Origin of the sequence: Microbacterium testaceum (assembly GCF_006539145.1) — a bacterium.
In the GTDB taxonomy this organism is placed as follows: Bacteria; Actinomycetota; Actinomycetes; order Actinomycetales; family Microbacteriaceae; genus Microbacterium; species Microbacterium testaceum.
This window is the reverse complement of the sequence record NZ_BJML01000003.1, coordinates 222,513-247,966: the sequence shown is the minus strand read 5'-3', so window position 1 is coordinate 247,966 and position 25,454 is coordinate 222,513. Positions and strand designations below refer to the sequence as shown.

Annotated in this window: 20 protein-coding genes; 9 read left to right on the top strand and 11 right to left on the bottom strand. The window is 70.6% G+C overall.

The annotated features are described in order from the left end of the window. Positions 1-27 precede the first annotated feature (27 nt). The 3 genes from rpoB to MTE01_RS07425 form a co-directional block, all read right to left on the bottom strand. Positions 28-3,525, bottom strand: coding sequence for a DNA-directed RNA polymerase subunit beta (rpoB, locus tag MTE01_RS07435; protein WP_103206797.1), 3,498 nt, complete (start codon positions 3,523-3,525; stop codon positions 28-30). Between the two features lie 272 nt (positions 3,526-3,797). Beyond that, positions 3,798-5,405, bottom strand: coding sequence for a 5-oxoprolinase subunit B/C family protein (locus tag MTE01_RS07430; RefSeq protein ID WP_246078079.1), 1,608 nt, complete (start codon positions 5,403-5,405; stop codon positions 3,798-3,800). Next, a complete protein-coding gene (locus MTE01_RS07425) occupies positions 5,399-6,151 on the bottom strand; it encodes a 5-oxoprolinase subunit PxpA (protein ID WP_141376609.1) in 753 nt (250 codons plus the stop codon). The genes MTE01_RS07430 and MTE01_RS07425 overlap by 7 nt, the downstream gene beginning before the upstream one ends. 42 nt (positions 6,152-6,193) lie before the next feature. Here MTE01_RS07425 and MTE01_RS07420 point away from each other — a divergent pair, with 42 nt between their 5' ends. The 3 genes from MTE01_RS07420 to MTE01_RS07410 all read left to right on the top strand — a co-directional run bounded on the left by MTE01_RS07420 (position 6,194) and on the right by MTE01_RS07410 (position 8,201). After that, positions 6,194-7,060, top strand: coding sequence for a spermidine synthase (locus MTE01_RS07420; RefSeq protein ID WP_141376607.1), 867 nt, complete (start codon positions 6,194-6,196; stop codon positions 7,058-7,060). Between the two features lie 94 nt (positions 7,061-7,154). Beyond that, a complete protein-coding gene (locus tag MTE01_RS07415; protein WP_103206800.1) occupies positions 7,155-7,682 on the top strand; it encodes a tetratricopeptide repeat protein in 528 nt (175 codons plus the stop codon). 30 nt (positions 7,683-7,712) lie between these two features. Beyond that, a complete protein-coding gene (locus MTE01_RS07410) occupies positions 7,713-8,201 on the top strand; it encodes a SprT-like domain-containing protein (protein ID WP_103206801.1) in 489 nt (162 codons plus the stop codon). A 6-nt stretch (positions 8,202-8,207) separates the two neighbouring features. Here MTE01_RS07410 and MTE01_RS07405 read toward each other — a convergent pair whose 3' ends face one another. Continuing rightward, a complete protein-coding gene (locus MTE01_RS07405; RefSeq protein WP_141376605.1) occupies positions 8,208-8,822 on the bottom strand; it encodes a 2-phosphosulfolactate phosphatase in 615 nt (204 codons plus the stop codon). A gap of 81 nt (positions 8,823-8,903) precedes the next feature. On the opposite strand from MTE01_RS07405, the gene MTE01_RS07400 reads away from it, so the two are divergent. Next, positions 8,904-9,404, top strand: a complete 501-nt coding sequence (locus tag MTE01_RS07400) for a hypothetical protein (protein WP_141376603.1) — start codon at positions 8,904-8,906, stop codon at positions 9,402-9,404. Between the two features lie 11 nt (positions 9,405-9,415). Here MTE01_RS07400 and MTE01_RS07395 read toward each other — a convergent pair whose 3' ends face one another. From MTE01_RS07395 to MTE01_RS07385, 3 genes are all read right to left on the bottom strand, one after another. After that, entirely contained in the window at positions 9,416-10,066 is a 651-nt protein-coding gene (locus tag MTE01_RS07395; RefSeq protein ID WP_103206804.1) for a response regulator, read from the bottom strand. A gap of 64 nt (positions 10,067-10,130) precedes the next feature. After that, positions 10,131-11,300 carry a sensor histidine kinase gene (locus MTE01_RS07390; protein WP_246078077.1) on the bottom strand — a complete coding sequence of 390 codons (1,170 nt, stop codon included), beginning with the start codon at positions 11,298-11,300 and terminating at the stop codon, positions 10,131-10,133. A gap of 99 nt (positions 11,301-11,399) precedes the next feature. Beyond that, positions 11,400-11,888 (bottom strand): Lrp/AsnC family transcriptional regulator, encoded by a 489-nt coding sequence (locus tag MTE01_RS07385; protein ID WP_103206806.1) that lies wholly within the window; start codon positions 11,886-11,888, stop codon positions 11,400-11,402. A 109-nt stretch (positions 11,889-11,997) separates the two neighbouring features. Here MTE01_RS07385 and MTE01_RS07380 point away from each other — a divergent pair, with 109 nt between their 5' ends. Both MTE01_RS07380 and MTE01_RS07375 read left to right on the top strand, forming a co-directional pair. After that, on the top strand, positions 11,998-13,395 hold the full coding sequence (locus tag MTE01_RS07380; protein ID WP_141376600.1) for a DUF6421 family protein: 1,398 nt from the start codon (positions 11,998-12,000) through the stop codon (positions 13,393-13,395). Positions 13,396-13,412: 17 nt separating this feature from the next. Beyond that, on the top strand, positions 13,413-14,117 hold the full coding sequence (locus MTE01_RS07375) for an SDR family NAD(P)-dependent oxidoreductase (protein WP_246078075.1): 705 nt from the start codon (positions 13,413-13,415) through the stop codon (positions 14,115-14,117). Here the strand turns inward: MTE01_RS07375 and MTE01_RS07370 are convergent. Further along, complete coding sequence (locus MTE01_RS07370) at positions 14,114-15,487, bottom strand: MFS transporter (RefSeq protein ID WP_141376596.1); 1,374 nt, start codon at positions 15,485-15,487, stop codon at positions 14,114-14,116. The two genes, MTE01_RS07375 and MTE01_RS07370, sit on opposite strands and share 4 nt — an antisense overlap. A 96-nt stretch (positions 15,488-15,583) precedes the next feature. Then, the gene (locus MTE01_RS07365; protein WP_246078111.1) at positions 15,584-18,760 is read right to left on the bottom strand and encodes a DEAD/DEAH box helicase; all 3,177 of its coding nucleotides are present in this window, start codon (positions 18,758-18,760) and stop codon (positions 15,584-15,586) included. A 127-nt stretch (positions 18,761-18,887) separates the two neighbouring features. On the opposite strand from MTE01_RS07365, the gene MTE01_RS07360 reads away from it, so the two are divergent. Continuing rightward, positions 18,888-19,955, top strand: coding sequence for a threonine aldolase family protein (locus MTE01_RS07360; RefSeq protein WP_103206810.1), 1,068 nt, complete (start codon positions 18,888-18,890; stop codon positions 19,953-19,955). 61 nt (positions 19,956-20,016) lie between these two features. Here MTE01_RS07360 and MTE01_RS07355 read toward each other — a convergent pair whose 3' ends face one another. Next, positions 20,017-21,939 carry a M3 family metallopeptidase gene (locus MTE01_RS07355; RefSeq protein ID WP_141376594.1) on the bottom strand — a complete coding sequence of 641 codons (1,923 nt, stop codon included), beginning with the start codon at positions 21,937-21,939 and terminating at the stop codon, positions 20,017-20,019. A gap of 80 nt (positions 21,940-22,019) precedes the next feature. Then, positions 22,020-22,634, bottom strand: a complete 615-nt coding sequence (locus MTE01_RS07350; protein WP_103206812.1) for an NUDIX hydrolase family protein — start codon at positions 22,632-22,634, stop codon at positions 22,020-22,022. Between the two features lie 355 nt (positions 22,635-22,989). Between MTE01_RS07350 and MTE01_RS07345 the strand changes: the two genes are divergently transcribed. Together MTE01_RS07345 and MTE01_RS07340 are read left to right on the top strand one after the other, a co-directional pair. Beyond that, the gene (locus MTE01_RS07345; RefSeq protein ID WP_116238692.1) at positions 22,990-23,655 is read left to right on the top strand and encodes an alpha/beta hydrolase; all 666 of its coding nucleotides are present in this window, start codon (positions 22,990-22,992) and stop codon (positions 23,653-23,655) included. 201 nt (positions 23,656-23,856) lie between these two features. Beyond that, positions 23,857-25,452, top strand: coding sequence for an ATP-binding cassette domain-containing protein (locus MTE01_RS07340; RefSeq protein ID WP_141376592.1), 1,596 nt, complete (start codon positions 23,857-23,859; stop codon positions 25,450-25,452). Positions 25,453-25,454: the final 2 nt, after the last annotated feature.

Below are 25,454 nucleotides of genomic sequence, written 5' to 3'. Positions count from 1 at the left end.
TCTGAGCTGGGTCGCTGAGCTGGAAGCTCAGATCTCGTCGATCGACGAGGACTCGAAGCGGCTGGAGATGTTGATGCCGAGCTCTTCCGCGGCGCGGAAGGCGTCGTCATCCGTGTCGCGGAGATTCACCGCGGTGCCGTCGGCCGAGAGGACCTCGACGTTCAGGCAGAGCGACTGCATCTCCTTCATGAGCACCTTGAACGACTCGGGGATGCCGGGCTCCTGGATGTTCTCGCCCTTGACGATGGCCTCGTACACCTTGACGCGGCCGAGGATGTCGTCGGACTTGATCGTGAGGAGCTCCTGCAGCGCGTACGCGGCACCGTAGGCCTCGAGCGCCCACACTTCCATCTCGCCGAAGCGCTGACCACCGAACTGCGCCTTACCACCGAGCGGCTGCTGGGTGATCATCGAGTACGGCCCCGTCGAACGCGCGTGGATCTTGTCGTCGACGAGGTGGTGCAGCTTCAGGATGTACATGTAGCCGACCGAGATGGGCGCCGGGAACGGCTCGCCGGAGCGACCGTCGAACAGCAGCGTCTTACCCGTGGAGTCGACCAGACGGTCGCCGTCGCGGTTCGGGATCGTCGAGTCGAGCAGACCCGCGATCTCGGCCTCGAACGCGCCGTCGAACACCGGGGTGGCGACCTTCGTACCGGGGGCGGCCTCGCGGGCGACCTCGGGGAGGTTGGCGGCCCATTCGGGGGTGCCCTCGACCTTCCAGCCCTGCTGGGCGATCCAGCCGAGGTGGAGCTCCAGAACCTGACCGAAGTTCATTCGACCGGGGATACCGAGCGGGTTGAGGATGATGTCGACCGGCGTGCCGTCGGACAGGAAGGGCATGTCCTCGATCGGGAGGATCTTGGCGATGACACCCTTGTTGCCGTGGCGGCCGGCGAGCTTGTCGCCCTCGGTGATCTTGCGCTTCTGGGCGATGTAGACCACGACGCGACGGTTGACGCCCGAGCCGAGCTCGTCGTCGCCGTCTTCGGCGTTGAACTCCTTGACGGCGATGATCGTGCCCTGCTCGCCGTGGGGCACCTTCAGCGAGGTGTCGCGGACTTCGCGGCTCTTCTCGTTGAAGATCGCGCGGAGCAGGCGCTCCTCGGCGCTCAGCTCGGTCTCGCCCTTGGGCGTGACCTTGCCGACGAGGATGTCGCCGGGACGAACCTCGGCACCGATGCGGATGATGCCGCGGTCGTCGAGGTCCTTCAGCAGGTCGGGGCTGACGTTGGGGAGGTCACGGGTGATCTCCTCCTTGCCGAGCTTCGTGTCGCGCGCGTCGACCTCATACTCCTCGATGTGGATCGACGACAGCGTGTCGTCCTTCACGAGGTCCTGGCTGAGGATGATCGCGTCCTCGAAGTTGTGGCCTTCCCAGGTCATGAACGCCACGAGGAGGTTCTTGCCGAGGGCGAGCTCGCCGTTCTCGGTCGCGGGACCGTCGGCGATGACCTCGCCGGCCTCGATGCGCTCACCGGCCGAGACGACCACGCGCTGGTTGTACGAGGTGCCCTGGTTCGAACGGTCGAACTTGCGCAGGAAGTAGTCCTGCGTGCCGCCCTCGTCGAGCTGGATCGTCACGACGTCAGCCGAGACCTCCAGGACGACACCGGACTTCTCGGCGGTGACCACGTCACCGGCATCGATGGCCGCGAAGCCCTCCATACCGGTACCGACGACGGGCGACTCGCTGCGCACGAGCGGCACGGCCTGACGCTGCATGTTCGCACCCATGAGGGCGCGGTTGGCGTCGTCGTGCTCGAGGAACGGGATGAGCGAGGTCGCCACCGACACCATCTGGCGCGGCGAGACGTCCATGTAGCCGATCTCGTCGTTCGGGAACAGGTCGACCTCGCCACCCTGACCACGGCGGGCCAGGATGCGGTCTTCCACGAAGTGGCCGTCGGCCTGGAGGGCGACACCGGCCTGAGCGACGATGTGGTCGCTCTCTTCGCTGGCCGTGAGGTAGTCGATCTGGTCGGTCACGCGGCCGTCGACGACGCGACGGTACGGCGTCTCGATGAAGCCGAACGCGTTGATGCGGGCGAACGAGGCGAGCGAACCGATCAGGCCGATGTTCGGGCCTTCCGGCGTCTCGATCGGGCACATGCGGCCGTAGTGCGAGGGGTGGACGTCACGGACCTCGACGCCGGCGCGCTCACGCGACAGACCGCCGGGACCCAGAGCCGACAGACGGCGCTTGTGGGTCAGACCCGCGAGCGGGTTGTTCTGGTCCATGAACTGCGACAGCTGCGAGGTGCCGAAGAACTCCTTGATCGCGGCGACGACGGGGCGCACGTTGATCAGGGTCTGGGGCGTGATCGCCTCGATGTCCTGCGTGGTCATGCGCTCGCGGACGACGCGCTCCATACGGGACAGACCGGTGCGGACCTGGTTCTGGATCAGCTCGCCGACGGCACGGATGCGACGGTTGCCGAAGTTGTCGATGTCGTCGGTGTCGAGACGGATCTCGGCGGCTTTGCCGCCACGGACGCCGTCGAAGGTGACGTCGCCGCGGTGCAGGCGGACGAGGTACTTGATCGTGGCGACGATGTCGTCGACCGTCAGCACCGAGTCGCTCAGCGGCTTGTCGAGACCGAGCTTCTGGTTGATCTTGTAACGACCCACCTTGGCGAGGTCGTAGCGCTTCGAGTTGAAGTAGAAGTTGTCGAGCAGCGCACGGGCGGCCTCGGCGGCGACCTGCTCGCCCGGACGGAGCTTGCGGTAGATGTCGCGGAGGGCGTCTTCCTTCGTGAGGATCGTGTCCTTGGACAGCGTCTCTTCGATGGAGTCGAAGCCGGAGAACTCCGCGAGGATGTCCTCGCTCGTCAGGCCGAGGGCCTTGAGGAAGACGGTGACGGACTGCTTGCGCTTGCGGTCGATGCGCACGCCGACCTGATCACGCTTGTCGATCTCGAACTCGAGCCAGGCACCGCGCGAGGGGATGACGCGCGCCGACACGATGTCCTTGTCGGAGGTCTTGTCGGGCGTCTTGTCGAAGTAGACACCGGGCGAACGCACGAGCTGCGACACGACGACACGCTCGGTGCCGTTGATGATGAACGTGCCCTTGTTGGTCTGGAGCGGGAAGTCGCCCATGAAGACCGTCTGGGTCTTGATCTCACCGGTCTGGTGGTTCATGAACTCGGCCTCGACGTACAGCGGGGCGGCGTAGGTCTTGCCGCGCTCCTTGCACTCTTCGATCGAGTACTTCTCGGGCTCGAGGTAGGGGTTGGTGAACGAGAGCTGCATGGTCTCGCTCAGGTCCTCGATCGGCGAGATCTCCTCGAAGATCTCCTCGAGTCCGCTGATCTCGGGGACGTCGGTACGACCGGCGGCCTGAGCCTCGGCGACACGCGCCTTCCATGCGTCGTTACCGACGAGCCAGTCGAACGACTCGGTCTGCAGCGCGAGCAGATCGGGAACGGTCAGCTTGTCGGAGATCTTCGCGAACGAGAGGCGAGATGCGCCGCGTCCGCTCTTCGGGGTGGTGGTGGTGGATGCGTTGCTCGCAGCAGCCAAGGGAATAACCTCCAGAAGCCCGGGCGAGGGGCTCGTGATTCCTTGTCGTCAGGTGGAGTGCGTTCCTGCCCCGATAACCTGCACGTCGCACACCGCGGTGAAGCGGGGACGGACAGGCTCAGCCGACCACCATATGAGGGCAGGGGGAATCGAGGAGCGCAAAGTCCAAGCATACGTGGGAGGACTCGCCGTGTCCAGTCCGATTCTTGACGCGTTCTCGGACCTGCGGTATAACCGCGTGCGCTCGTTCGAGATTCCCCTCGGCGTCCCCGTCAGGCGCGCCGGAAGCGCACGGTATCGCCCGGCCGCGCCTGAGCGAGCGCCGAGGTCCCGGCCTCCGTCGCCACCGCGATCACCGGGTATCCGCCGGTCACGGGCCCGTCGGCGAGCAGCACGACCGGCCGGCCGTGCGGGGGAACCTGCAGCGCTCCGGGCGTCATTCCCTCGCTCGGCAGTTCCCCGGGGCGGATCCGTTCGAGGACGGGGCCGTCGAGACGGATGCCGACGCGGTCGAGGTCGGCCGAGACGGTCCAGGGCTCGGCGAAGAGCGTCGCCAGGGCGCGCGGGGCGAACCAGTCGGCGCGCGGGCCCTCGGCGAGAGCGACGTCGATCGTCGAGGGCGGAACGGTCCAGGGGAAGACGTCGACGGAGGGAATGGCGGATGCCGGCACCCCGGCCCGCACGAGGTCCCCGGTGCGCAGCGGGGCGGGGCCGAGACCCGCGAGCGAGTCGCGGGCGCGCGAGTCCATCACCGCGGCCCCCTCGACGCCGCCGCGGACGGCCAGGTAGCTGCGCAGACCCAGCCGCGCGACCCCGATGGACAGCTCGCTTCCGGCAGGGACGAGAAGGGGTGCGTAGAGATCGACCGGAACCTCGTCGACCCGCACCTCGAGGAACGCCCCGGTCACGCACACCCACGTGTCCGTCTCGGCGCGGGCATGCCAGCCGCCGAGCAGGATCTCGAGCCCCGCCGCCCCCTCGTCGTTGCCGACCAGCCGGTTGGCGGTGCGCAGCGCGACGCGGTCGAGTGCTCCCGAGCGGGCGACCCCGAGGGCGGCGCGGTGCGGGCGACCCAGGTCTTGCACGGTGGTCGCGGCGCCCGGGTCGAGAATCCGCAGCGCAGGGCGACCGCCGTCTCGGGCGAGGGTCGCCGGCGCCGGCGCCGGCGGAGAGTCGACGGCATCCCTCGTCGCGCTCCGGGGAGCAGCCGGCGCGTCCGGGGCCCTCGGCACCTCGACCCGCGATCGCTCGGGGACGAACCGCACGCGGGCTCGAGGGGGCAGCAGCACAGGGTGGGTGGCATCCGGATCGAAGAGAACCGCATCGGTCGAGGCGATCAGGCGCCAGCCACCCGGGGTCTCGCGGGGATACGCGCCCGTGAAGCCGGCGGCGAGCCCGACCGCGCCCGCGGGCACCCGCGTCCGCGGCTGGTCGAGTCGGGGCACGTCGAAGGGCCAGTGCGCGCTCACGAGGTAGGCGAACCCCGGCGCGAAGCCGGTGAAAGCGACCGACCATTCCGCCGCCGCGTGGCGCGAGACGAGATCGGCGGCGGGGATGCCGAGGAGTGCGGCCGTGTCGTCGAGATCGACGCCGTCGTAGCGCAGGGGGACTTCCACGAGCAGTCCGGGTTCCGGGTCGTCGGTGGGCCTCTCGGCCGCCGAGCGGATCCACGAGCGAACGGATGCTGCGGCGATCCGCGCAGGGTCGAAGCACACCAGAACGGTCCGGGCGGCGGGGACGAGATCGTCGATCCCACCGGGCGGGTCCGCGGCGAGCGCCGCGTGCAGGCGGACGACGGCAGCGAGGTCGGCGACCTCGGCGAGTACGGCCCGCTCCCCCATCGACCGCAGGACGACCGCCGCATCCGGCGGCGTCACCACGGTGCGCGCACCTCGATGCCCGCTCCGTCGAGTGCTGCGCGGACCGCGCGCGCCATGGCGACGGCGGTCGGGGTGTCTCCGTGCAGACACAACGAGGCGGCGTCGACGCACACGCGCGCTCCGTCGACGGTGTCGACCTCTCCGTCGCGGACGAGACGCAGGGCGCGGTCGGCCACCGCGTCGGGGTCGTGGACGAGGTCACCCGGCTGACCGCGTGGGACGAGAGTGCCCCGCGCGGTGTACCCGCGATCGAGGAACGCTTCCTGCACGAAGGGAAGATCCGCGGATGCCGCCGCCTCGGCGATCGCGCCGGTCAGACCGAGGAGAGGCAGAGCGCGTCCGAGCCAACTGGACTGATCCGCCACCGCTGACGCGACCGCCTCGGCCTGGCGGGGGTCGGCGGTGACCGCGTGGTAGAGCGCCCCGTGCGGTTTCACGTAGCGCAGATCGGCGCCGGCCGCGACGAGAGCGGACAGTTGAGCCGTCACGCTCGCGCGGAGCTCGCCGGGCTCGGGCGAGCGGGCGACGCGACCGAAGTTCTCGCGGTCGTCGTACGAGGGGTGGGCGCCGACGGCGACCCCGAAGCGGATCGCCCTCTCGACCGAGGCGCGCATCGAGGCGGCATCCCCCGCGTGCCCGCCGCAGGCCACGTTCGCGCTCGAGATCACCGCGAACATGGCGTCGTCGTCGGCCGTCGGCATCCCGTCGACGGTCTCGCCCAGGTCGGCGTTGAGATCCACCCGCATGCGGCCACGGTACCGCCGCCCGGAGGGCCTAGCGTGGGGGACATGGCCCGCATGCGCATCGAACCCGACGACGCCCCCACCGCGCGGTTGTCGGACGGCGCCCTCGCGCGCATCTCGCCCTCGGGGTTCGTCTCGGGGTGGGAGCTCGTGGTCGATGGCACGCCCCAGTCGCACGTCGACCTCGACGATCCGACGCACCTGCACTTCGAGTACGTGGCGCGCATGGGCGCCGTGATCGATCGTCTCCGGATGCCGGGACAGCCTCTCACCGCGGTCCACCTCGGCGCGGGCGCGCTCACCCTGCCGCGCTACGTCGAAGCGACCCGACCGGGCTCACGCCAGCAGGTCATCGAACTCGAACCGGCACTGTGGGATCTCGTGCGTGAGAACCTGCCACTGCCGCGCGGCGCCTCGGTGCGCGTGCGCATCGGCGACGCGCGGGCGGGGCTCTCCAAGCTGCCGGCGGGGCTCTCCGGCGCGGTCGATCTGCTCGTCAGCGACGTCTACTCCGGCGCCCAGACCCCGGCCCACCTGACGACCGTGGAGTTCTATCGGGAGGCGGCGGCGATGCTCGCGGCCGACGGCGTGCTGCTGGTCAACGTCTCGGACGGACCGGGGCTCGCCTTCGCCCGCCGTCAGGTCGCCACGATCCGCGAGGTGCTGCCCGAGGTCATCGTCCTCGCCGAGGTGCAGGTGCTCAAGGGGCGCCGATTCGGCAACCTCGTCGTCGCCGCGTCCGCCGCCCCGCTGCCGGTCGAGTGGCTCCCACGCCTCATGGCGGCCGGGCCCCACCCGGCGAAGGTCGCCCAGGGCGCCGAGATCGAGGAGTTCATGCGCGGGGCGAGGGCGGCCACCGACGCCGACGCGACCGCGTCGCCGAAGCCCTCGGCATCCCTCTTCGAGAGATGATCGCCGTGTCTTCACCCCACGACCGCGTGGCGCTGCGACGCTCGACGCCCGGGCGGCGCAGACTGGAAGTCCTGCCGGAACGAGAGGAGCGAAGGTGAGCTACATCCACGGGTACGACCCCGACACCTTGCGCGAGGTCACCGACTCCCGCGAGTGCGCGGAGCGTCTCGAGGAGATCGGCTCCCAGCGCAGCCTCCACGCCCTGCTCGAGCGGGTCTGGCTCCTCAAGGTGCTCGATCGCTTCGACGAGGCGCTCGCCGTCTCGGAGCAGTCGGTGCGCGTCGCCCGCATGGCCGGCACCCGTCGCGATCTGCTGCGCGCGCGGATTCTGCACGCCACGATCATGCAGTGCCGCGGGGCCTACGCCGCCGCTGAGCAAGAACTCACGATGTGCGCCGAGGAGGCCGAGGGTCAGGGCTGGGCGAGCATCGCCGCCTTCGCGCTCCAGCACCGCGGCAAAGTGCATTACGACGAGGGCGACTACGACGCCGCGCGCCGCGACTTCAAGCAGGCGCTGTTCCTGCGTCAGAACGCGGGTGCCACCGATGCCCAGCTCGAGTCGACCCTGCTCGCGATCGACGCCGCGGAACGTCGGCGCACGCGCGAGGTCGTCGCCAGCTGAGTGTCGGGGGTCCCTCCTAGGCTTCCGCTCATGTCCGACCTGCAGCGCGTACGCATCTGGGCCGAGGCGTTGATCGCCCTGCACCTCGATGAGTCGTGGACGTTCGCCTTCGACAACGCCAAGCGGCGCGCGGGCCTGTGCGACTACGGCCGCAAGCGCATCAGCGTCTCGCGCTACCTGTCTGCGCGCTACGACGACGACACCAACCATCAGACGCTCCTGCACGAGGTCGCGCACGCCGTCGCGGGGGCGGCGGCCGGTCACGGTCCGGTCTGGAAGCGCACGGCGCGCGAGCTCGGCTACGTCGGCGGCACGACCCACGCCGGGGAGACCGCGAACGAACTGGCCCCCTGGGTGGGCACGTGCCCGGCGGGGCACGTGGCGTACCGGCACCGTCGCGCCACCCGACCCACCTCGTGCGCGAAATGCGCGCCGTCGTTCGACCCGCGCTTCGCCCTGTCGTGGGTGCATCGCGACATCACCCGTGCGACGCGTCTGGCGGCATCGACGCCCCGATAGAGGGGCTCAGACGGTGACGATGGAGCCGTCGCGGACGATCGGGACGACGGATGCCGCATCGCGCGCGGCCGCCGACAGCACCGCCTCGCGTGCCCCGACGGCGGCGAGCGCGCGTCCGGTTCCGCTGGCCGTCAGCAGGTGCCGCGCGGCGCCCGCGAGAGCCCGGAACCCCTCGCCCGCCACCGCGGCATCGGGAGAGGCGTGGTCGATCCCCAGGTCGCCGAGAGCGGCGACCACGGCGCCCGCTCCGAGAAGATCCTCGACCGCGAAGCGGAGGCCGTCGGCATCGGGAGAACCGGCGGCGATGATCGAGATGCCGGTGCGCTCGCCGCGCGTGCGCTGCACCTCGAGGACGTGGGCGGCCACGGCGGCGGCGTTGCGCAGCCCGCCGACGACGACGTGAGCGCCCTCGCGACCGGCGGCGAGCGCGAGCTCCGCGGTCGGGTCACCCTCGAGGATCATGGTCTCGCCGCTCTCGGTCGCGTCCAGCGCGCGCAGCGACAGCCCCAGTGTCTGCACGACGATCACGACGGGGGCCGGGGCCAGGCGCTCCAGCCCCGAGCGACCCCAGTCCAGACGCACCTGGTAGTCGGACTGAGCGAGGGCGGGAGAAGACGGCATCCCTCGATCGTAAAACGCCCGGAACCGACGCCCCGCGTCAAGCCGTGCGCACGGATCATCGGGATCGGGCACGATCGACTCATGCGCATCCTGCTGAAGTTCGTCATCGACTGCGACCCGGATGCCGCCTGGCGCGCCCTGCACTCCCCGCGCGCGGTGGCGGAGCTGTACGGCCCCCTGCTCGAGGTCGAGGCCCTCGGCGAGATGCCGACCTCGTTCGCGTCGGGCGACGACGTGCCCGTGCAGATGAGCGTCGCGGGGCTGCTGCCGGTCGGGCGTCAGCTGATCTCGGTCGCCGACCGCGAGACGACCGACGAGCACGGGCGCGTGCGCGTCTTCCGCGACTGGGGCGTGCCCCTGACCGGGCCGCTCTCGGTCCTCGACGTGTGGGATCACCAGATGGCGGTGTCGGAGGCCCCCGGCGAGCCGGGACGCACACTCTGGCGCGAGCGCCTGACGATCGGCGGGGCCGCGGCTCCCGCGATGTGGCCAGCGCTCTGGGCGACCTGGCAGTGGCGGGCGCTGCGCATCAAGGCCCTCGCCCCCACGTGGGCGCACGACCCCGAAGCCGACGCCGACTGACCCGCGGCGCCTCAGGCGAGGCCGTGCCGGTAGGCGAAGACGACGAGCTGTACGCGATCGCGCAGGGCGAGTTTGGTCAGGATGCGACTGATGTGCGTCTTCACCGTGGCCTCGGACAGGAACTCGCGCTCGGCGATCTCGGCGTTGCTGAGTCCCGCGGCCGCGAGGGTGAAGATCTCCCGCTCGCGATCGGTGAGCGCGCCATAGGAGGGCGGCACCGGCTCCCCCGCGCCGCCGTCGGCGATGTGTGCGAAGAGCTCTCGCGTGGCTTCGGCGGCGATGACCGCGGAACCCGCGTGGACGGTGCGCACCGCCGACAGGAGGAATTCGGGCTCGGAGTCCTTCAGGAGGAAGCCGCTCGCCCCACCCTGGATGGCCCTGGCCGCAGCCTCGTCGAGGTCGAACGTCGTCAGCACCACCACGCGCGGAGCGTCGGGCTCGCGCAGGATCTCGGCGGTCGCCGCGAGCCCGTCCATGACCGGCATGCGCACATCCATGAGCACGAGGTCGGGGCGCGTGGCACGGACGACCTCGATGCCCTCGCGTCCGTCCGAGGCCTCCCCCACCACTTCGAGGTCGGGCTGGGAATCGATCACCATCCGGATGCCGGCGCGGAACAGGGCTTGATCGTCGACGAGGACGATGCGGACGGGGGCGGTCATGACGACGGCTCCTCTCGCGGGTCGGGGGTGGCTCGGCATCCACTCTGCTCGGTCCGACGCGCGCTCACAGCGGCGCGCCGATCGGAAGGGTGGCGCGGACGACGAATTCGCCGTACTCGGGTCCCGCCGTCAGGTGCCCCCCGACGAGCTGCGCGCGCTCGCGCATGCCGATGAGGCCGTGACCGCCGGGGGCGGTGCTGGGAAGAGCGGGGACGGATGCCGTGGCGCGGGCATTTCGCACCGAGACCACGACGCGGTCGGGCCACCAGGCCAGATGGACGCGCACGCGGGGGTCGACGCCGTGGCGCAGGGCGTTCGTCAGCGCCTCCTGCATGATGCGGTACACCGCGAGCTGGATGGCCGCGGGAGGCTCGCCGGGCGGCAACGGGTCGACCGCGACCTCGAGGTCGACGCCCGCCGCGCGCATGCGCTGGAACAGGACCTCGAGGTCGGCGAGGGTGGGCTGCGGCCCCTCGGCCTGGGAATGCCGGAGCTGCGTGAGGAGCAGCCGTACGTCGGCGAGGGCCGCGCGCGCGGTCGACGAGATCGTCGTGAGCGCCTCGGAGGTGGCCCGGGGATCGGATGCCGCGGCGTAGCGGGCGCCGTCGGCCTGCGCGATGACGACCGCCAGGGAGTGGGCCACGACGTCGTGCATGTCGCGGGCGATGCGCACGCGCTCCTGCTCGGCGATCGTCTCGGCCTCGGCGGCGCGCTGGGCGCGGCTGTTCGCCGACGCCCGCATGGCGGTGCGGACGAGGGCGCCCGAGACCCAGGCCAGCAGGAGGGCGAAGCCCGCGGCGAGGAACAGGGCAATGACCGCGAACCAGTCGTTGCCGTTCGGCGGCGCCTGCAACCCACGACCCACGAGGTAGATGGGCACCAGGGCCGCTCCGACGATCGCCGAGCCGAATCCGAACCAGAACACGCGACGCGTACCGTAGGCGGCCGTCGTGTACAGCACCGCGAAGATGGCGAGGTCGGAGGGAGACGGCTGCCGGCCGAAGCCCATCTGCACGAGGGCGGCCGCCCACGCGATCCAGAGGGCGAGACCCGGGTGCAGGCGCCGCAATCCCACGGCGCTCGCAAAGGCGAGGGCGACGAAGAACGCCGAGACGCCGTCGACCGGGGTGGCGCTCGCGACGAGCTCGATGGCGATCGACAGCAGGAAGAAGACCACCGCGATGCCGAGGTCGGTGACCAGCTGATAGCGGGTGAGCGGGCGGAGAGCGAACATCACGGCCACGCTACGCGGGAGACGGGGGCTCGGCATCCGTCCGAGGATGTATCCGGGTCAGTCGTCGTGCGCAGGCCGGACGGCGCCTCGAGGTGGGGGTCAGGCCGGGAAATCGGCCGGCTCGATCGGCCGCGCCTCGAAGAAGGTCTGAAGAACTACGGTCGTGCGGGTGTTCACCTGGGCCGCGGCGCGGATGTCACGGATGAGCTCCTCGAGGTCGCGCGGCGTCGGCACACGGACGAAGAGCATGTACGCCGCCTCGCCCGCGATGGAGTGGCAGGCTTCGATCGGCGTCAGGTGAGCGAGCAGTTCGGGAGCGTTGTCGGGCTGCGCCGGGTCGAGTGGCGTGATCTCGACGAATGCCGCGAGCGGCCGCCCCAATGCCTCGGCGTCGAGGATCGGGCGGTAGCCCTTCACGATTCCCCGGGCCTCGAGCCGGCGCAGCCGGGACTGGACGGCCGAGACCGAGAGGCCGACGCGCTCAGAGAGGTGGGACAGCGTGGCGCGCGCGTCGAGAGAGATCTCACGGACGATCGCCGCGTCGACGGAGTCCTCGAGGCGAGGGGCGCGGGAGGAAGCCTCTGTCATGGGCTCGACAGTACCAGCGGGCTCCGGAAGCACTCTGGCGTAATCCGTAAGATTTCCGTTAGTATCCATGTTCAGCAGGAAGATTTACACCTGATGAACGGAGGATGCCATGACCATCGCCACGCCCACCCGTGCCGCCGACGATCTGATCGCCGGTCACGGCGTCGAGACGGTGGAGCAGACCCCCGCGTGGGCCCAGCTCAAGAACGCCGCCGCCGCTCTCCAGGACCTGCAGATCAAGGACGGGTCCATCGAGGACACCGCCGCGGCCGCGCCGCTGATCGAGAACATAACGAGCGCGATCGAGGCCCTCGCGCCCCTCTTCCCGCACGATCAGGCTTACCTCGCGGCATCCGTCGTCGACTTCCGTCGCTGGCGCGACGACGGTCTCGGCGTTCCCGACTTCCTGGACTCCCTGGTCGCCTTCCAGCCGCAGGAGCATCGCGTCGACGGCATCCGGCATCTCGTGGTCTTCCCGATGTACACGCAGAACGGCTCGAGCAACCGGCACGTCGAGGCCGTGCTCGTCGAAGCGATCTGGCCGGAGTTCATCGCCCGACTGGAGACCGAGTACACCAACCGCCTGTTCGTCTCGCTGCGTCTGATCGACTTCACCTCGGGATACGACACCAACTCGGCCGTGCTGTTCCCCGAGACCGTCGCGATGCGCGAGATCCCCACCTTCACGTGGGGCGCGATCTTCCAGGACCGCGAGGCCGCGCGCTACCGCCGCGTCACCCGCGCCGCCGCGGAGATCACGAAGCTCGAGCTCCCCGCCGCCGCCGCGCGCCTACTCGACGATCAGGACCTCGCCGAGCGCACCTTCGTCATGTGGGACCTCATCCACGACCGCACGCACATGCGCGGCGACCTGCCGTTCGACCCGTTCATGATCAAACAGCGGATGCCGTTCTTCCTGTACTCGCTCGAGGAGCTGCGGTGCGATCTCACCGCGTTCCGCGAGTGCGTGTCGCTCCAAGCGCGCCTCGCCGCCCGCGACGACCTCGACGCCGCAGAGACGGCGATGCTCGAACACGCCGAGCTCGTGCAGTACGCCGTGATCTTCGACCGCATCTTCCGCTTCGCGATCACCGGCTCGCGCGTGCGCAACTACGACGGCCTCGGCGGACAGCTGCTGTTCGCGTGGCTGCATCAGCGCCGCGTGCTGCACTGGACCGACACGTCCCTCGCGTTCGACTGGGCCGACGTGCCCGCCGCGGTCATCGCCCTCGCCGACGCCATCGACGAGCTGTACTGGCGCTCGATCGATCGCCCCAAGGTCGCCCACTGGCTCGCCGCCTACGACCTCGTGAGCTCGGTCGTCACGGCCCACCCCGCCTCGGTGTGGGCCCGCGGGTTGTCAGACGAGGTGCTCGCGGGTCTGCCGAAGGGGTACACCGACGCGGTGCTCGACGACGAATTCCCGCTGTCGATGTTCTTCGAGGCGCTGGAGAAGAAGATGCGACCGGTGATCGCGTCGACCGAGGGCATCCGCGGGACCGACTGACGCCGGCGATGAGCGAGGTGATCACCGAATCCGCGGTCGAGCCGCAGAGACTCGTGCGCGGGAGGCTCGTCCTTCTCGCGGGCGGAACGAGTGCGGCCGGCCGGGCCTGCGCGCGCGCTCTGGTCGCGGCCGGGGGGCGAGTTGTCATCGTCGGCTCGGATGCCGGTCGTCTGCGGGATGCCGCCGACTCCGCGCCCGGGACTGCGATCGAGGAGTGCGACCTGACCGAACCGGCCGCCGTGTCGGCTCTGCGGGACCGCGTGCATTCCGCGCACGGGAACGTCGACGGCGTGGTCCACCTCGTCGGCGGCTGGCGCGGTGGAGGGGGGCTCGCCGGGCAGAGCGACGAGGACTTCGCCGCGCTGCTGAGGTCGTTCACGGCGCTGCGGAACGTCAGCCGCAGTTTCGACGACGACCTCCGCGCCTCGGATGCCGGGCGTCTCGCGATCGTCTCGTCGACCGCCGTCGCGCGACCCCTCGCCGGTGGCGCGAACTACGCCGCGGTGAAAGCCGCGAGCGAAGCGTGGACGCGAGCCGTCGCGCAGGGGTACGCGAAGTCCGCGCGCGATGCGGGGCGCGACCTGTCGGCCGCCGGCGTCATCTTCCGGGTGCGGAGCCTCGACGGCCTCGAGGAGGCGTTGGCATCCGCCGTCGTCGCTCTGTGGGACGACGACGCCGCGGACGTCAACGACGTCGTCATCGAGATCGGCGCGAGCGCTTAGACCGACCCCGCCTCGACGTCGACCTCGGACGTCCGGTACTGCCGGGAGAGCGTGCGATACGAGCGCGTGAGGAAAGCCAGCGCCGCCGCGATCACCATCACGACACCTGCGACGGCGAAGACCAGCGCGATGCCGCGGGATTCTCCTTCGCCGAGCAGCCAGCCCCACGTCGAGCGGCCGCTCTGGGCGTCCATGTACGGGATGACCACGAACTGCGCGATCGGCGCGATGAGGAACGAGGTCACCGGCGCCGCGGCCGATTCGAACGCGGCGGCGAAACCGAAGACGCGCCCCTGGGTCTCGAAGGGGACGACCTTCTGAATGACCGTCTGCTCGGCCGCCTCGACCGGAGGGATGAGGGCCATGTACACCCAGATGCCGAGTGCATAGAGCCACCACCACTCGCGGAGGGTGAACACCGCACCCAGCACCCCCATCGCGATGACGATCCAGAGCATGGTGCGGATGGGGTTCTTACCGAGTCCGAACTTCGCGACCAGGCCGCCGCCGATGATGAAGCCGGTCCCGGTGACCCCGAGGACGATGCCCCAGACCTTCACGTCGAACATCTCGAGACCGTAGGGGTCCATGAGCGCCATGTAGACGCCGCCGATGAGGTTGTTGAACGTCGAGAAGACGATCAGGGCGAAGAGGCCGGGGGCGCGGCGCACTGCTCGGATCGCCCCCCGGAGGTCGACGACGGGACCAGCACCCTCCCCGACCGCGGGGCGTTGCTCGGGGATGCGGATCGTCGACAGGTGCGCGAGGGCGAGCGCGGTCAGCACCAGGGCGATGGCCAGCGTCCACCCCATGCCCAGGAACCCGACCGACAGTCCGCTGAACACGCTCGTCACGACGAACGCGAGCCCCTGCACCGTGCCGACCAGACCATTCGCGTTGGCGTGACGCTCGACGGGAACGAGAAGCGTCACCGTCGTCGACAGGGCGATGTTGCGCAGGTTCTCGACCACGGCCCCGGCGAGGATGACGCCCGCGAAGAGCCAGAACCACGGTCCGCCGAGGTCGAGGAGCGCGGCCTCGGGGAACGCCAGCCAGAGCGCTCCGGCCAGCAGGAATGCCACGAGCGTCACGAAGCCGGAGACCACCATGACCCGGTGTTTGCGATGGCGGTCGACGAGCGAGCCGAACACCATCGCGAACACGGCGAGCAGCAGCATGTACGCACCGCCGACGATGCCGGTGGCGAGGACGGAGCGGGTCTCGAGGTAGACCCAGAACGTGAGGGCGAACCACAGGAAGCTCGTCGTCACGTTGGCCGCGGCCGTGTTGACGAGCACCGCCAGGAAGGTGCGGCGCCCGGCAGACGCGACCGCGGCGGGCTTGGCAGCGGGAACCGGGACCTCGGACATAGCGCCACGGTAGACCGGGGGTCCGACATCGGCCAGAGGCGGATCGGGTAGGCGGTGCCCGCGAGGCTCCGGGGCGATCCAGGTCGAGGGCGGGCGTCAGTCGATGAGGCTCCGGATGTCGGCCGCCGTCAGGCGGGTCGCTTCACCGAAGGCCTCTCCCTCGCCCCCGTCGAGCACACGTGAGAAGAGCTCGGCTTTCGTCTCGCGCAGGGTGACGACTTTCTCTTCGATGGTGTCGGCCGCGACGAGGCGGTACACGATCACGGGCCGGGTCTGTCCGATGCGGTGCGCGCGGTCGATCGCCTGGTCTTCGACCGCTGGATTCCACCACGGGTCGAGCAGCACCACGTAGTCGGCCTCGACCAGGTTGAGGCCGACCCCGCCGGCCTTCAGAGAGATGAAGAACGCGGGATCGTCGCCCTGGCGGAAGCGGTCGATCTCGGCCTGCCGGTGCGTGGTGGCGCCGTCGAGGTAGCAGGACGGCAGGCCCGCCTCGGTGCACCTGTCGCGAGCGGAGCGGAGGAAGCGCGTGAACTGGCTCAGGACGAGGACGCGGTGCCCCTCGGCGGCGGCCTCGGTCACGAGTTCTACCAGGGCGTCGAGTTTGGCGGAGGGAGCCTCCCCCTCATCGACGAGCGCGGGGTCGAGAGCGAGCTGGCGCAGCATCGTCAGGGAACGGAAGATCGCGAAGCGGTTCCCGTCTGCATCGTGGAGCAGACCGAGGAGCCGTTGGCGCTCGCGATGGAAGCGTCGGTCGTACAGCGTGCGATGGGTCGGATGCAGGGTCACCTCGACCACGGTCTCCTGCTTCGAGGGCAGCTCTGCGGCGACGAGCTCTTTCGTGCGCCGGAGCAGGAACGGCCGGATGCGTCGGCGGAGGAGGTCGAGACGCGCACCGTCCGAGTGCTTCTCGATGGGGGTTCGGTACATCGCGGTGAACGACTCGCGGGTACCCAGGAGGCCCGGGGCGACGAGCGAGATGAGAGCCCAGAGCTCGAGGAGATTGTTCTCCATCGGCGTGCCCGTGATGACGAGGGTGAAAGGCACCGACAGCGCCCGAGCAGCACGGTAGCCGCGCGACGAGGGGTTCTTGATCTGCTGGGCCTCGTCGAGCACGAGTCCCGACCATTCGACCTCGGCGTACTGCGCCTGCTCCAGGCGGAACAGGGCGTAACTGGTCACCACGACGTGTGCGCCGTCGGCCGCCTCGGCGACGGGGATCGAACGCCTCGACTGTGTGGAGGTGACAGTGACCACCCGGAGCCCCGGGGCGAAGGCGGCGCATTCGCGCGCCCAGTTGCCGACCACACTCGTCGGTGCCACGATCAGGAACGGCGCCATCCGGGGATCGGCCTCTCGGGCGACCTCCATCATCGCGATCGTCTGCACGGTCTTGCCGAGCCCCATGTCATCGGCGAGGACTCCCCCGAGACCCTGCGTGCGGAGGAAGTGCAGCCAATCCAGGCCCGCGCGCTGATAATCGCGCAGCGTGGCGCGCAGTCCCTCGGGGGACGGCACGGGGGCGATGGCAGCTTCGTCGGTGAGGCCGCGGACGCGAAGCCACCACTCGACCTCCTGCGCCGCGAGCAGCCCCAGGTCGGACAGGTCCTCCCAGAGGCCGACGTTGTAGCGGTTGAGCTTCAGCTCACCGTCAGGGCGGTCGGCGAGCGTTCGCGCCTCGTCGATGACGGTGCGCAATCGGTCGAAGGCGGGGGTGTCGAGCCGGACATAGGAGCCGTCTGGCAGGAAGAGGGCACGATCGCCGACGACGAGCGCGGTGTAGAGCTCGGAGAAGTCGACCTCGGTGTCGCCCACGGTGACACGCGCGTGCAGGTCGAACCAGTCGCTGCCATCGTCGTCGCCGGTACGCAGCTCGACGAAGGCCGGTTCGGCAGCCGCGCGGTAGGGCACGGCCTCGTCGGCCACGGTCACCCGGACGTTCTCGAGAGCCTGCAGGCGCGGCATCGCCTCGACGACGAAGATCGCCGCCTCCGCGGGAGCCCAGAGGCGCGGCGGAGTGGAGCCCGCGGGGAATGGCTGCGGGAGCTCGATGCGCAGCTCGGTCGCGATGGCCGCCACGGTCTCCCAGGTGAACACCTCGTGCGCCTCGTCGCGCCGCCCGTTGGTCGACGACCGATCCCACCGCACGGCGACGCAAGCGCGCCCGGCCCGGTGGTCGACGGAGAGCTCCAGGACGGGACGCGGCGGCGGCGGCAGGTCGATCGTGCCCTTCGGCGACACCACGGGCGCCTCGAGCTGCAGACGCGGCAGGTAGTCGCGGAGGAAGGTGTCGGACCCCCCGTCGATCGCGAGCGCGCCGGTACGCGCCAGCAGCCCGCGGACGGCACCGGTCACCGGGGTCGCGAGCCGCGCAAGGGTGAAGCGTTCGTCGTCACCGTCTCGGTCCGCCACGAAGGCCACCGCTACGGCGGGATCACCCACCACCCACGACGGCAGGGAGACGACTTCGTCGGCGAGCCCCTCGACGATCCCGCGGACGTGGAGGGCCGAGCCGCGGCGGTCGACGGCGACCGCGGCGGTCATCGCCCCCTCGAGGATCTGCACGGGGTGGTGCGCCCCAGAAGCCGCCACGAGCGGCACCCCCGCGGCGACGACGGCCTCGAGCTGCATCCAGAGCGAGTGCGGGGGGACGGCGGAGAGCGGCATCCACTCGTCGGAGAGGAAGGCTCCGTTACCGGAGCGACCGAGGCGACCCAGGCTGTCGAGCGCTGCACGTGCGCGCGGATCCGCGGACAGCAGAGGCAGCCCCGACCAGCCCGCGCGCCCCTTGATCCACGTGCCGCGCGTACCCCTCATGCCGGGCCGTGCCGTGAGCGTCAGGGCGGTGCTGCGGCCGTGGCCCCCGCCCCGGCGGATGGCGAGGAACAGGCACAGATCGACCGGGGGCTCGTCGTGGCCCCCCGCGGTGACCGTCAGCAATTCGTCGAGGGTGCGCTGCCACTCGGGACGCGGGGGGCGACCCGCCGAGATCACGCGGTCGAAGAGCAGCACCGCCGCCGCGCACGAGTGCTCGCACTCGGGACCGCGCCCGCAGGAGCACCAGCCCGAGACGCGCGTGAGATCGGCGGGCACGCGCAGTTCGAGGTGCTCGTACCCCGCCGAGCCGAACGACTGCGCCGACACGACGAGAACACCGTCGGACGTCGTGACGTCGCCGACCTCGACCGAGCCGTAGACGAGGAGCCGGTCGGCGCGCGCCATGGCCGCCGGAGAGAAGATCTCACCGGCGATGCTGAGCGCCTCGGGGTCCATGTGCACTCCGCCATTCTCCCCGCCCCCACCGACACCCGAGCGCCGGGCGGGGGCGGAAAGGGGACGAAGCGCGAAGATCCCTCGCGGGGGAGGAGGGGGCGCGTCCGGCGGTCGTTACGCTGGAACAGTGACCACCCTCCACGACTCCTCGGTGCGCGGATTCGCCTCCGACAACTACTCCGGAATCCACCCCGACGTGCTCGCCGCGATCGCCGCCGCCAACGACGGCCACCAGGTCGCCTACGGCGAGGACGTCTACACCGCCCGCCTGCAGGAGCTGTTCGTCTCGCTCCTCGGCGAGGGGGTCGAGGCCTACCCGGTGTTCAACGGCACGGGCGCCAACGTCGTGGGGCTGCAGTCGATGCTCCCCCGTTGGGGCGCCGTGATCTCGGCATCCACCGCTCACATCAACGTCGATGAGGGCGGAGCGCCCGAGCGGGTGGGTGGGATCAAACTGCTCACCGTTCCCACCGACGATGGGAAGCTCACCCCCGAACTCGTCGACCGCGAGGCCTGGGGCTGGGGGGATGAACACCGCGCACAGCCGCTGGTCGTCTCGATCACCCAGTCGACGGAACTCGGGACTCTCTACAGCGTCGAGGAGATCCGCGAGCTCGCGACCCACGCCCACGGACACGGCATGCGCCTGCACATGGACGGTGCGCGCATCGCCAACGCCGCCGCCGCCCTCGACGTGCCCTTGCGCGCCTTCACCCGCGATGCGGGCGTCGATGTCCTGAGCTTCGGCGGCACCAAGAACGGCGCCATGATCGGCGAGGCCATCGTCGTGCTCGATCCCGAGGCGTCCACCGGCCTGACCTACCTGCGCAAGCTCGACATGCAGCTGTCCAGCAAGATGCGCTTCGTCTCGGCACAGCTGGTCGCGTTGCTCGAGAACGACCTGTGGCTGCGCAACGCCCGGCACTCCAACGCCATGGCGCAGCGCCTGCGCGCCGGCATCGAGACCGGTCTCGCGGACGGGTCGATCCACGGCGTCGAGTTCACCCAGCCCACGCAGGCGAACGGCGTCTTCGCGACGCTGCCCGCCGGGGTCGCCGACCGGCTTCGACAGAGCTTCCGCTTCTACGACTGGGACGAGCTGCGCCGCGAGGTGCGATGGATGTGCTCGTTCGACACGACCGAGGCCGACATCGACGCGTTCGTCGCCGCGATCGCACGAGAGACGACCGCCTGACCCTGCGCGGGTCGAGAGGGCCGCGGCATCCGGATCGGGATGCCGCGGCCCTTCGTCGTCGTCAGGCTCCGGCGAGCCAGTCGCGGTACGCGTCGAACGTCGACTCACGACCGAGGAACGACTTCACAAGGTCGCGGGCGTCGCGCGTTCCGCCGGGCTCGAGGATCTCGCGCCGGTAGCGGGTGGCCGTCTCGACGTCGAACAGGTCGTCGCCGAACGCGGAGAGAAGATCGCGGGCGATCACGAGACTCCACTGATACGTGTAGTAGCACGCGCCGTACCCGGTGAGATGACCGAAACCGGCGTACGAGTGCGCCCCCTCGAGAGGGGCGATCGGGCTGGCGGCCCGGTAGTACCCGTCGACGGCGGTGGCGAGGTCGTCCGGCCGGTCCACGTGCAGACGATACGAGGTCGTCGCGTGGCCGAGCTGACGCGTGACCTCGAGGCCCCGGCCGAAGGCGTCGGCAGTGCGCATGCGGGCGACGAGATCGGCGGGGATCGGCTCCCCGGCGTCGTTCACGGCGAAGGACGCAAGCGCCTCGGCATCCCACGCCCACTCTTCGAGGAGCTGGCTCGGGGCCTCGACGAAGTCCCACTCGGTCGCGACGCCCGTCCAACGCGCCCACCTCTGGTGACCGCCGAGGATGTCGTGCACGAGGTGACCGAACTCGTGGAAGAAGGTCACGACCTCGTCGTGCTCCAAAAGTCCTCGCGAGAAGTTGCAGAGCAGCACGGACTCGGGCATCGACCGACCGGCGATGCCCGGGGCCAGCCCGAAGCACGCCGCGTGGTTGTACTTGCCGTCGCGCGGGTGCAGGTCGAGGTGGATGCGCCCGAGTCGATCGTCGCCGCGGACCACGTCGTAGGTGCGGACGTCATCGTGCCACGAGGGCGCGTCGACCGGGATGTACCGCACGTCGAGCAGGCGTCCGGTGGTGTTGAGCACGCCCTCGAGCACGCGATCGAAGCGGAAGTACGACCGGACGAGCTGCGCGTCGACGTCGTATTCTTCGCGCTTGAGGGCGCCGAGGACGTACCAGAAGTCGGCGATCGTCACCGCGTCGGCGTCGGGGTCGTCGCGACGCAGGCGCGCGAGCACGCGATCGTATTCGTCGGCCGCCGCCGGGGCGACCGCGTCGGCGACGCGGTCGAGGAACGCGCGCACGGCCGCGCTCGAACCGATCATGCGCGTCTCGGTCTCGTAATCGGCCCAGTCGCCGTAACCCAGGAGGGTGGCCCGCTCCGCGCGCACCGCGAGCAGCTCGGCGAGGACGGGCTCGTTCACCGGCCACGCGAGGTCGTTGTACACCCCCATGAGCTCGTGCCGGACCCCGCGATTCCGCGCGTATTCCCGAACCGGCATGAGGTCGGTGTACTCGGTCGTGAGGGTGACCATCCCCTCGGCGTCGGAGGGGTGTTCGGCGAGGAAATCCGCGGGCAGGCCGTCGAGCGACGCCGCGGGGACGCGCACCTCTCGCCGGCCCTCCCGGATATTGCGAGAGAAGACCAGCGAGAGCTCGGTGTCGCGATCGGTGAGTGCGCGGACGCGCTCGCGCTCGGCATCGGGGAGATTCACGCCGCCCCGACGGAAGTCGCGACGCACCTGCTCGAGGAAGCGCCGCTCATCGGGCGCGAGGCCCGACGGGTCGGCATCCGCGAAGACCTCCCACAGCCCTCGGTCGAGAACGCGCCGCGACTGCACCGCGTCGACGGCCTGCGCCTGCTTCTCGGCGGCGTCGCGCACCTCGGCATCCGGGTGCGATTCGCTGATCAGGTGCGAGGGAGCCGCGGCCTCGGCGAGCGCGATGTCGGCCTCGTTCCACAGGGCGAGGCGCTCCTGCAGAGACAGCTCGGGTTCGTCGACGAGTCGCGCGTCGATCGCCGCCACACGCTGGAGGCGTTCGGCGGGACGATCGGCCGCGAAGCTCTTCCACCCGTCGAGATCGTGCGGGAGGGACAGGGGTTCCGGGGAAGGATGCGCCATTCCTCGACCCTAGACAGGGCCACCGACAGCGGCAACGGTGCGGGGGATGAATCCGCTATCGACCCCGCGGGGAAGGAGCCTCAGCGCAGTGCACCCACCGAGGCCAGCGCTTGACGGATGAGCGTGCCGCGGCCGCCCTCCATCTCGTCGGAGAGGGCATCGGATGCCGCCTCCTCGGGAGACAGCCACGTGACCTCGAGCGCATCTTGACGCGGCTCGCAGGTACCGGTCACCGGGACCACGAAGGCGAGGGCGACGGCATGCTGCCGGTCGTCGTGGAAGGCGCTGACACCGGGAAGCGGGAAGTACTCCGCCACCGTGAACGGCGTCGGCGAGGGCGGCAGCAGCGGGAAGGCCATGGGGCCGAGGTCGTTCTCGAGGTGACGGAACAGCGCGTCGCGCACGGTCTCGCCGTAGCGGACCCGGCCCGAGACGAGCGTGCGGGTCATCTCGCCGAGGGGCGTGGCCCGGAGCAGGATGCCGACCTGGGTCACCGCGCCCATGCCGTCGGTGCGAACGGGCAGGGCTTCGACGTAGAGCATGGGAAGACGGCGTCGCGCCTCGGCGAGCTCGACCTCGCTGAGCCAGCCCGGGTTCGGGTTCGGACCCTTCTGCGCGCCGGAGAAAGACGCCGAGAGCGACTCGCGCTCGTCGCCGTTGTCGTCGGGTTCGGGATCGGGAGTGCGCACGGGCATGCTCCCTGTATATCAACCGTCCGCCCCGCGTGCCGCGTGTCCCGCGCGGACGGTCCACGTGCCGGTCGTGTTCTCCGCCGCTCGCGGGAGGAGATTCCGTCCTCGGAGGTCCTGCGCGGTCGCGAATCCTCCACTCCCGGTATTCCCTCCCCTCCGCCTCGCCGCGATGCCCCCTGCTCTCGGGAGGAAATCCGGTCTCGGGAGGATCCACGTGCGGCGGAGAACCCTCCGCTCCCGGAATCTCCTCCCCTCCCGCACTCGCACCCGCTCCCGCACCGCACCCGCACCGCACCCGGCGGAGAGCGCCGCGGTCCGATCCCGCCGCGATGTCGGAGGCCTTTGCAACAATGGCGATATGAGCCACCCCTCCCTCGATCCGTCCGTCGTGCGGTGGTCCGTGTCGCCTGCCGAGCGGGGCGACCGGCCGGTGCTGGTGCTGCTGCACGGCTACGGGTCAGACGAACACGACCTGTTCGGCCTGGTGCCGTATCTGCCCGATTCCTTCGTCGTCGCGAGCGTGCGGGCTCCGCTCGCGCCGCCGTGGCCCACTCCCGGCGCCTCGTGGTACCCGATCGAGGGACTCGACGGGCGCGACCCGGCGGCCGTCACGCTCGCCGCTCAGGCGGTTCTCGCCTGGGTGCAGGATGCCGTCGGCTCGGCGCGCGTGGGCCTGCTCGGGTTCTCTCAGGGCGGCGCTGTCGCGCTGCAGACCCTGCGCGTCGATCCCGACGCGGTGTCTTTCGCCGTCGTCCTCGCCGGCTACGCGGCGGGCGGCGAGCTCCCGGGCGATGCCGTTCTCGCTCAGCGCCGGCCACCGGTGTTCTGGGGCCGCGGCGCAGCCGACGACGTCATACCCGCACCGTTGGTCGACCTCACGTCGCAGTGGCTGCCCGGTCACAGCGAACTGAGCGGACGCGTGTACCCCGGGCTGACCCACTCCATCTCGCAAGACGAACTCGACGACGTTCGGGCGTTCCTCGACGCGCGTCTGGCCGACCAGGTCGGGGCCGCCGTCACCTGAGGCGGGGTACCGCAGGGGACGCCCGTCGACTATCGTGGTCACTCCCCCGCCCCCGAGAACGAGGTCTCCTCCGGTGAAGAACGTCGACGCTTCCGCGCCCCTGTCCGCGCGCTGACCCGTCGACCCGCCGTTTCCTCGGCCGCCCTCCGCTGACGCGGACGGGTCCGGTGTCCGCGCATCCCGCGCCATCGGAGTCCTCTCGTGTCCTCCCCTCGTTCCTCCCTCCTTTTCGACCGTGTCCGCCTGGTCTGGCCGGACGGCAGCGTCGCGCTCGACGACGTGTCGGGCTCGATCGGTGTCGGCCGCACGGGCCTTGTCGGCCGCAACGGCGCCGGCAAGTCGACGTTGCTGCGCGTCGCCGCCGGGCTGATCGCCCCCACGTCCGGGCAGGTGTCGACCTCCGGACCGGTTGCGATCCTGCCGCAACGCCTCGCCGTCGACCCCGCCCGTTCCGTCGCCTCCCTCCTCGGAGTGGAGGAGCCCCTCCGTGCGCTGCGCGCCATCGAGGCCGGCGACGTCGATCCGCGACATTTCGACGCCGTCGGCGACGACTGGGACGTCGAAGCGAGAGCGGAGGCACTGCTGGCCGACGCGGGCCTTCCGGCGCAAGCGCTCGATCGGACGGTCGGGCAGTTGTCGGGCGGCGAGGCCGCGCTCGCCGCGCTCCTCGGCCTGCGCTCCTCCCGTGCGGCCGTGACTCTGCTCGACGAGCCCACGAACGACCTCGACCGCGAGGCGCGTGCGCGCGTCGGCGAGCTCGTGCGCTCCTGGCCGGGCGCGCTCGTCGTCGTCAGCCACGACATCGGCCTTCTCGAGCTGATGGATGCCACCGCCGAGCTGTACGCCCACTCCCTGAGCGTCGTCGGCGGACCGTACAGCGCGTGGCGAGCGCATCGAGACGCGGAGCAGGAGGCCGCCCTGCGCGCCGAACGCGACGCCGCCCAGGCGTTCCGCCGCGAGCGGCGCGAGCGCATCCAGGCGCAGGACAAGCTCGCCACCCGCACCCGCGTCGCGCACAAGGCCGAGATCGAGAAACGCGTTCCCAAGATGTTCGCGGGGATGCGCGCGAACGCCGCACAGATCAGCGCGGGGCGTCTGCGCACGCAGATGCAGGGAAAGGAGGATTCAGCGCGCTCGGCCCTCACGGAGGCCTCCGCACGCGTTCGCGACGACGACGTGGTGCGCGTCGACCTGCCCGATCCGGACAACGCCGCCGCGCGTCGGGTCCTCGCGGTGGGGGACGGCGAGCGCGAGTGGATCGTCACGGGACGCGAACGCCTCGCCCTCGTCGGCCCCAACGGCGCCGGCAAGACAACACTGCTCGAGCGCCTCGTCCACGGCACCGATGACCCGGCATCCCTCCATGGCCGCGTGTACGTGGACCGGGTCGGCTACCTGCCCCAGCGCCTCGACGGCCTCGACGATGACGCGTCCGCGCTCGAGAACGTCCGGGCTGCGTCACCCGCCGCGCCTTCCGGAGAGGTGCGCGACCGCTTGGCACGGTTCCTCCTGCGGGGAGACACGGTGACGCGGGCGGTGTCGTCGCTGTCGGGGGGCGAGAGGTTCCGCGTGGCGTTGGCCCGACTGCTGCTGGCCGACCCGCCGCCCCAGCTGCTCGTGCTCGACGAACCGACGAACAACCTCGACCTCGACACCGTCGACGCGGTGGTCGCCGCGGTGCGCGCGTACCGGGGCGCTGTGGTGGTGGTCAGTCACGACGATGCGTTCCTGTCGCGACTCGATCTCGATCTGCGGCTCGAGCTGCGAGAGGGACGGCTGCGAGAGCTCCCCGAATGATC

Bases quoted from the DNA above. Each gene is read 5' to 3' on its own strand.
- MTE01_RS07425 (WP_141376609.1), bottom strand. From the start codon at position 6,151: ATGCGGGTGGATCTCAACGCCGACCTGGGCGAGACCGTCGACGGGATG.
- MTE01_RS07420 (WP_141376607.1), top strand. From the start codon at position 6,194: ATGGCCCGCATGCGCATCGAACCCGACGACGCCCCCACCGCGCGGTTG.
- MTE01_RS07410 (WP_103206801.1), top strand. From the start codon at position 7,713: ATGTCCGACCTGCAGCGCGTACGCATCTGGGCCGAGGCGTTGATCGCC.
- MTE01_RS07405 (WP_141376605.1), bottom strand. From the start codon at position 8,822: ATGCCGTCTTCTCCCGCCCTCGCTCAGTCCGACTACCAGGTGCGTCTG.
- MTE01_RS07400 (WP_141376603.1), top strand. From the start codon at position 8,904: ATGCGCATCCTGCTGAAGTTCGTCATCGACTGCGACCCGGATGCCGCC.
- MTE01_RS07395 (WP_103206804.1), bottom strand. From the start codon at position 10,066: ATGACCGCCCCCGTCCGCATCGTCCTCGTCGACGATCAAGCCCTGTTC.
- MTE01_RS07390 (WP_246078077.1), bottom strand. From the start codon at position 11,300: ATGTTCGCTCTCCGCCCGCTCACCCGCTATCAGCTGGTCACCGACCTC.
- MTE01_RS07385 (WP_103206806.1), bottom strand. From the start codon at position 11,888: ATGACAGAGGCTTCCTCCCGCGCCCCTCGCCTCGAGGACTCCGTCGAC.
- MTE01_RS07380 (WP_141376600.1), top strand. From the start codon at position 11,998: ATGACCATCGCCACGCCCACCCGTGCCGCCGACGATCTGATCGCCGGT.
- MTE01_RS07370 (WP_141376596.1), bottom strand. From the start codon at position 15,487: ATGTCCGAGGTCCCGGTTCCCGCTGCCAAGCCCGCCGCGGTCGCGTCT.
- MTE01_RS07365 (WP_246078111.1), bottom strand. From the start codon at position 18,760: ATGGACCCCGAGGCGCTCAGCATCGCCGGTGAGATCTTCTCTCCGGCG.
- MTE01_RS07355 (WP_141376594.1), bottom strand. From the start codon at position 21,939: ATGGCGCATCCTTCCCCGGAACCCCTGTCCCTCCCGCACGATCTCGAC.
- MTE01_RS07350 (WP_103206812.1), bottom strand. From the start codon at position 22,634: ATGCCCGTGCGCACTCCCGATCCCGAACCCGACGACAACGGCGACGAG.
- MTE01_RS07345 (WP_116238692.1), top strand. From the start codon at position 22,990: ATGAGCCACCCCTCCCTCGATCCGTCCGTCGTGCGGTGGTCCGTGTCG.